General features: G+C 63.4%; 6 protein-coding genes and 1 pseudogene. 4 read left to right on the plus strand and 3 right to left on the minus strand.

The window, feature by feature from the left end; translation table 11 throughout:
* The 3 genes and pseudogenes from GGR61_RS21305 to GGR61_RS20575 form a co-directional block, all read right to left on the minus strand.
* A pseudogene (locus GGR61_RS21305) lies at positions 1–126 on the minus strand (Type IV secretion system protein virB6); the annotation flags it as partial.
* Positions 127–176: 50 nt separating this feature from the next.
* Positions 177–938, minus strand: coding sequence for a hypothetical protein (locus GGR61_RS20570; RefSeq protein ID WP_184623757.1), 762 nt, complete (start codon positions 936–938; stop codon positions 177–179).
* Between the two features lie 578 nt (positions 939–1516).
* Positions 1517–2773, minus strand: coding sequence for a 6-phosphofructokinase (locus GGR61_RS20575; protein ID WP_184623759.1), 1257 nt, complete (start codon positions 2771–2773; stop codon positions 1517–1519).
* 160 nt (positions 2774–2933) lie between these two features.
* Between GGR61_RS20575 and GGR61_RS20580 the strand changes: the two genes are divergently transcribed.
* The 4 genes from GGR61_RS20580 (at position 2934) to GGR61_RS20595 (ending at position 6839) form a co-directional block, all read left to right on the plus strand.
* Entirely contained in the window at positions 2934–3497 is a 564-nt protein-coding gene (locus GGR61_RS20580) for an adenylate kinase (RefSeq protein ID WP_184407600.1), read from the plus strand.
* Positions 3498–3845: 348 nt separating this feature from the next.
* Entirely contained in the window at positions 3846–5213 is a 1368-nt protein-coding gene (gene mpl, locus GGR61_RS20585) for a UDP-N-acetylmuramate:L-alanyl-gamma-D-glutamyl-meso-diaminopimelate ligase (RefSeq protein ID WP_184623763.1), read from the plus strand.
* On the plus strand, positions 5213–5809 hold the full coding sequence (locus GGR61_RS20590) for an LON peptidase substrate-binding domain-containing protein (protein ID WP_184623761.1): 597 nt from the start codon (positions 5213–5215) through the stop codon (positions 5807–5809). The genes mpl and GGR61_RS20590 overlap by 1 nt, the downstream gene beginning before the upstream one ends.
* A gap of 145 nt (positions 5810–5954) precedes the next feature.
* Positions 5955–6839: a bestrophin family ion channel gene (locus tag GGR61_RS20595; protein WP_184407598.1), complete on the plus strand. Its 885-nt coding sequence runs from the start codon at positions 5955–5957 to the stop codon at positions 6837–6839.
* The last annotated feature ends 408 nt before the right edge of the window (positions 6840–7247 follow it).

Consider the following 7247-nt stretch of genomic DNA (forward strand, 5'->3'; position numbering starts at 1 on the left):
CAGGCCGAATTCCTGGATTTCCCGGTTGAAGTAGTCGTTGACCAGCTTGAAGAAAACGAAGTCGCCGAGGTTGGCGTCCGCCAGCGGCTGCAACCAGTTCATCCCGCCCTGAAAAAAAACGTCCATTGCTGTCTGCCTATGTACCGTAATGAGGCTTTGGTTGCCTGCTAATTCATTTACCTGGACAGCGCAATCTTTAAAGCACCTGCCTGGATAACCTGCCCGAGGATGTCGCCCTTGGCACCTTCCAGCGCGCGCTTGGCCAGCAGGGTCTGGTCGTCCTTGAGCCCCGCAATATAGACGTCGTAGGCTTTCATCTTGGCTTCCCAATGACTCATTTCCAGCGCATTACGTGCCGTGAAACGCTTTACTTCGTTATCGTTGGCTGCCAATGCGCCTTGTTTAGTACCCACCCTACCGCGCTGGCGCTCAATGGCCTCAAATTCGGTGTTACGTTGCACCAAGCGCTTGAGCATGGTGACCGATTCGTTGTATTGGGAATTTTGCGCCATGACAATGCGGGCGCAGACTTTAAGCTGCTCCTCCGCCATATTCCCGTTCATCGTGGGTGCGATGGACTTGATCTGGTCGAGAATGCCTGCGATGCCGCTTGCTTGTGCTCCTGGGCAGGTGAACTCAAGGCCATAGCCTGGTTCCCGCAAGACGAACTTATCGTCCAGGGGGGGGCGCAGAAAGTTCAAGCTCGTCAGACTGATGAGTTGCTGTTTGTAATGATCCAACTCCTGCTGATATTGCCTGGCCGTCTCGGCCCAGCGCTTGGCCTGTTCCGCATACTCCGCGATATCCTTTGTCTCTCCCGTCGGGTTAACGATGACCACTTGCGCGTTGGCGGAGCCTGCGCACAGTCCAATGGTTAGCAGCAGGCCGGTGGCAAGGCGGGAAATCGGATGGCGGAGGCGGCGGGAGCGTGCAGTCATGGCGAGTCTCGTCGATCTTTTCGGTACAGGTGGGTGGCGGGAACAGCGATAACAGAAAGAGCAATGGATGGCAGATGCGCGTTCAGCTGGACGGTGAGGCTTTATAAATCATGCGCTCGTCGCGAGTGAGTGAGGCCGTTTTGTCCGGACACAGCCTCCCCGGCGGCACTGGCTGACCACCGGGGAAGCGCTCGAGATGATTTGCCTGCTGTGCCATGATCCTTATGCGCGATGAGGCAGGTTTGGTGCGAACTGTCGCACACGCTTAACCAAATTTCTACCAAGCCGGCAAAGGGTGCCAGGCCCGGGCGCGCTGCTCAGGCGCGGCCTGGCTTGTTTTGCCACTTTTTGTAAGGAAATCCCTACAGTCGATCGCGGCATTTGCCTGCGTGGCAGCTTCCTTGCCAGGCCCGGTTACGGTCAATAGACAGCGGGCGCTGGACGGCGCCAGCCGGAACCAGAAGGTATTCCGGCAGACGCATCCCCGGGCTTGGGTAGGCGGAATCGGTTATATCCCGACGCAGCTGAAGTGCTAGCGCTGTCACCGTTGCCCAGGCTGGCGGCCATCCTCCCCTTGCTCACCCCTCCCACACCGGCAATTTCTTCGCCACCGCCACATTCTTCAGCGTCACATACTTGGGCAACCCATCGCTGCCATACGCCAGCGGGGCTTCGCCCTTGATCAGCGGGGCGAAATAGCGCCGGGCGCGTTCGGTGATGCCGAAGCCGTCCTTGCGCAGGAAGCTGGGCGGCATCTTCTTTTCGTGGTTGGCGACCTTGTGCAGCGGGGCGGGCACGATCTTCCAGCGATAGGGGGCGTCGCTGACGCGTTCGATCACCGGGATCACCGCGTTCATGCCCTTGAGTGCGTATTGCACCGCGGCCTTGCCGACGGCCTGGGCCTGTTCCCAGTCGGTCTTGGAGGCGAGGTGGCGTGCGGAACGCTGCAGGTAATCGGGCAGCGTCCAGTGCACCTTGTAGCCGAGCTCCTGCTTGACCTGCGCAGCGAGGAACGAGGCCACCCCGCCGAGTTGCGCGTGGCCGAACGAGTCGGTCGCGCCGCCGGCATCGGCGACAAAGCTGCCGTGTGCGTCCTGGATGCCTTCGCTGGCAACCACCACGCACCAACCGACCTTCTCGACGACCTGTTTCACCTTGGCCAGGAAGGCGGGCTGGTCGTAGGCGCGCTCGGGCAGCAGGATGATCTGCGGTGCATCGTCCGGCCCCTGACCTGCGAGCCCCGCTGCCGCCGCCAGCCAGCCGGCGTGGCGGCCCATTGCCTCGTAGATGAAGACCTTGGTCGAAGTGTCGGCCATTGCGGCGACATCCAGCGCGGCCTCGCGGACCGACACGGCGGTGTACTTGGCGGCCGAGCCGAAGCCGGGGCAGGTGTCGGTCACCGCCAGGTCGTTGTCGATGGTCTTGGGCACGCCGATGCAGTGCAGCGGGTAGCCATAGGCCTTGGCCAATTGCGAGACCTTCCAGGCGGTATCGGCCGAATCGTTGCCGCCGTTGTAGAGGAACCAGCGCACGTCATGCGCGCGCAATACATCGAGCAGGCGTTCGTACTTGGCGCTGTCTTCTTCCAGCGACTTGAGCTTGTAGCGACACGAGCCGAACGCGCCGCCGGGGGTCTGCGCCAGCGCGGCGATTGCGGCAGCCGATTCCTTCGAGGTGTCGATCAATTCCTCGCGCAATGCGCCCAGGATGCCGTTACGTGCGGCCAGCACCTTGATCTTGCGCGCGCGCGCTTCGGTGATGACGCCGGCGGCGGTGGCGTTGATGACGGCAGTGACGCCGCCGGATTGGGCATACAACAAGTTGCCAGTGGACATAGGGGGACGGGCTCCTCACATGGAAACATGGCGCAGGGGGACAGTGCCGGGACATTCCCCGGATGCGGTAAGCTGCACGACCATACGGTCAGCGCTGGCGAAGGCCTGAGTCTAACGCCGCCAACCGCAACGCGTTTTTATTCGAAAGTGGAGTCCACTGATGCGATTGGTTCTGTTGGGACCGCCCGGTTCGGGCAAGGGCACCCAGGCGACACGTCTCAAAGACACGTTTGAGATCCCGCACATTTCCACCGGCGACCTGCTGCGTGCCGAAGTGGCTGCCGGTTCGCCGCTGGGTTTGAAGGCCAAGGAAGTGATGGCGCGCGGCGACCTGGTGTCCGACGACATCCTGCTCGGCATGCTGGAGTCGCGGCTCGGTCAGCCCGATGTGGCCAAGGGCTTCATCCTCGATGGCTATCCGCGCAATGTGGCCCAGGCCAATGCGCTGGACGAACTGCTCGGCAAGATCGGCCAGCCGTTGGACGCGGTGGTGCAACTGGATGTCGCCAGCGAGTTGCTGGTTGAGCGTATCGCCGGTCGTGCCAAGGCCGAAGGCCGTGAGGACGACAACCCCGAATCGGTGCGCAAGCGCTTGCAGGTCTATACCGACTCCACTGCGCCGGTGATCGGCTTCTACGAGCAGCGCGGCAAGTTGGCGCGCGTGGACGGCGTGGGGACGCTGGACGAAGTGCTGGACCGTATCAGCAAGGCGCTCGGTCGCTGACGGCGGGCGGGCGGGCCGGGCGCAGGCCCGGTCCATGTTGGCCGCGTCGCTGGCGGGCAAGGTGCATGCAAAGCATTGAATGCACAAAGAAAAACCCCGGTCGCACAAGGCGACCGGGGCAGAAATAACGCCAGTAATGAGCTTGCTCAGAGCCCCGCAGCATGAGCTCCCTGGGGATTTTGGCCACTTGGGGAGTAGGACCAAAAAAGGTACTGCGACTGGCGTTCAGTAGGATGAGCGATGTGACGTAGTTCGCATATCGGGAGATTCCCGACAGTGCAGTAGGTGTTTTCTGACACTGCGACCGGCGGCGGATTGAATGTCCCGCAACTCCGGCGATCGGCGACAATATGCGGCATGACCAAACTCCACATCCTCGGCATCGCCGGGACTTTCATGGGCGGTGTGGCCGCCCTTGCGCGCGAGCTGGGCTGGCAGGTGGAAGGCAGCGACCAGGCCATCTATCCGCCGATGTCCACCCAGCTGGAAACCCTCGGCATCGCGCTTGCCCAAGGTTACGCGCCCTCCAATATTTCTTCCGACGCCACCGAGGTCGTCATCGGGAATGCCTTGTCGCGTGGCAATCCGGCGGTGGAAGCCGTGCTCGACGCCGGTCGTCGCTACACCTCCGGGGCACAGTGGCTGGCCGAGCAGGTGCTGCCGGGCCGCGACACGCTGGCGGTCGCCGGGACGCACGGCAAGACCACCACCACCACCATCCTGAGCTACCTGCTGGAGGCCGCCGGCCGTGCGCCGGGCTTTTTGATCGGCGGCGTGGCCGAGGACTTCGGCGTCTCGGCGCGACTGGGGCAGGGGCGTGCGTTCGTGGTGGAGGCCGACGAATACGACACCGCGTTTTTCGACAAGCGCAGCAAGTTCGTGCACTACCGGCCGCTGGTGGCGATCCTCAACAACCTGGAATACGACCACGCCGATATCTTTCCGGACGTGGCCGCGATCCAGCGCCAGTTCCATCATCTGGTGCGCACGGTGCCCGCGCGCGGGCGGCTGATCGTCAACGGTGAGGATGCGCGCCTGGCCGAGGTGCTGGCGATGGGCTGCTGGACGCCGGTGGAACGCTTCGGTTTCGATGCGTCGCTGGAGTGGAGCGCACGCCTGATCGCCGCCGATGGCAGCGTGTTTGCGGTGCTGCATCGTGGTGTGGACATCGGCCAGGTGCAGTGGCCGTTGGTTGGCCGGCATAACGTGCTGAACGGTCTGGCGGCACTGGCTGCCGTGCATGCGGTGGGCGTGGACCCGGCAACGGTGATGCCGGCGTTGGCGCGCTTCCAGAGCGTCAAGCGGCGATTGGAAGTGCTGGGACAGGTGCGCGCAATCACCGTCTACGACGACTTCGCGCATCACCCCACCGCGATTGCGACCACGTTGCAGGGCTTGCGTGCGAAGGTGGGTCGCGCACGCGTGCTGGTGGCGATGGAGCCGCGCAGCAATTCGATGCGGCTGGGCGCGCATGCGCAGGCGCTGGCGCCGTCGTTACAGGATGCCGATGCGGTGGTGTTTCTGCATCGGCCGGAGCTGGCATGGGATGCTGCACCGATCATCGCGCAGGTGCGCGGCCAGGCTTACGTTGCGCATGATGTGGAGGGATTGCTGCAGACACTGGGCGAGATTGCGCAACCGGGCGACCATGTGGTGTTCATGTCCAATGGCGGATTCGACGGCGCACCGCGTCGCTTCCTGGCGCAGCTGTCCTGATGGCACCGGCCACCGCCACCGCCGACACCGGCGACTTGCCGTTGTTCCCGCTGCACAGCGTATTGCTGCCCGGCGCGGTGATCGGGCTGCGGGTGTTCGAGCGACGCTATCTGGATCTGGTGCGCGACAGTGGACGTAGCGGCACCAGTTTCGGTGTGTGCCTGATCCTGGATGGCGCCGAGGTGGGTGCGCCGGCAACGCCGGCTGCGTTCGGGACCGAGGTGCGCATCGAGGACTTCGATGTCGGCGCCGATGGCGTACTGGTGTTGCGCTTGCGCGGGGTCCGTCGCTTCCGTGTGCAGCGGTCGCGTATTCGTGACAACGGGCTGGTGGTGGGCGAGGTGACATGGTGCGAGCCCGAGAGCGATGACGAATTGCGGCCCGAGCATGGATTGCTTGCCACCGTGCTCGAACGCATGCTCGAACAGATCGGCGGCGAATTCGCCTCGGCCGGGCCGGGGTTACTGGATCAAGCCGCATGGGTCGGCTGGCGGCTGGCCGAATTGTTGCCGCTCACCGAGCAACAGCGCTTGTCGTTGTTGCAGCAGGACGATCCGCATCGGCGCCTGGATCAATTGCTGGCGTGGATGCCTTGATGAGCTGATGGGTGCAGGTGGCCCATCACCGCGCTTGCACCGCTGCAACGGCACACTGCTCACGCTCGAGAGTGCGCTGCCGATGGCAGCCACGCACTGGATGCGCGCATTGGCGGCACTCGTCATCGATCCATGGAGTGTGCCCTTGATCATCGACGTCAAACCGCGTGTGGCGGATGTAATCAGTCAGGTCTGGCGGACCCTGGCGGTATTGTTCGTATGGGACGTGTTGATCACGATCATCTACTACGGGCTGCCGTTCCGCGCGCCGGCGTTGCCGCTGACCATCTTCGGTTCGGCACTGGCGTTATTCCTGGGCTTTCGCGCCAATTCCACCTACCAACGCTGGTGGGAAGGGCGTGTCCTGTGGGGCCAGATGATCAATGCCTCGCGCAATCTGGTGCGCCTGAGCACCAGCATCCTGTCGGCTCCTGAAGCAGAGGTCCTGGGGCGCACCATCGCACGGCGCCAGATTGCCTACGTCAATGCGCTGCGCTGCCAGTTGCGTCGCTTGCCGATCGCCATGGCCTTGGAGCCACGGCTGGATGCCGATGAAATCGCAGCGGTGATCACGCGTACCAATGTCGCCAATGGCTTGCTCGACACCACCGGGCGCAATGTCGAACAGGCGCGCCGCGATGGCTGGATCGACAGCATCCAGCAGGCCAGTGTCGAGCGCATTCTGGTGGACATCGCCAACGCACAGGGCGGCATGGAGCGGCTGAAGAACACGCCGCTGCCCTATCAGTACCGCTTCTATCCGAACCTGTTTACGCGGCTGTTCTGTGTATTGCTGCCCATCGGCCTGGTGGAGACGTTGCAGTACGCCACACCGGTAGGCTCCACCGTGGCCGGCTTGATGTTTCTGGCGGTGTACAAGATCGGCGACGATCTGGTCGATCCGTTCGCCAATACCATCCACGATCTGCCGCTGGACAGCATGTGCCGCACGGTGGAAATCGATGCGCTGCAAGCCATCGGCGAACAGGCACCGGAACCGATGAAGCCGGAGGATGGCGTGTTGTGGTGAGTGCGGCAACGCGCGCGCGGCCTGCCGCGATGCGTGTGGGTGCGTCGCGCGGTCGACTCGCGTGGTGCTGCAGAGCGGGCCAGTGCCGCAAGCGGTGCCGGACTGATGCCGCGTGATTGCTGTGCCACTCTGTCGGTAGCCGCAGGCGCAAGCGCGTTAGCCGCTACCCGCGCGGCGCGCGACTGCGCCGACGCTGCCGCAATAGCCTGCCACCGTCGGGCCATCGCCCGTTCGATCGCCCTTGCTGCAGCGACTGACTAAGAGCAGCTAACAAAACCTGGCGAGCGAGCGCCTGTCAGTGAGTGCAGTGGTCTTGTCGGCCGTATCTTGGTGGATGCAGTCAGAAGTCCAGATCAAACACTGAGTGGGTCGAATGCGCGGTGCCCTCACCGCTCGCGGGACACGCCG

The sequence above is a fragment of the Xanthomonas sp. 3058 genome (genome assembly GCF_014199765.1).
GTDB lineage: Bacteria > Pseudomonadota > Gammaproteobacteria > Xanthomonadales > Xanthomonadaceae > Xanthomonas > Xanthomonas campestris_B.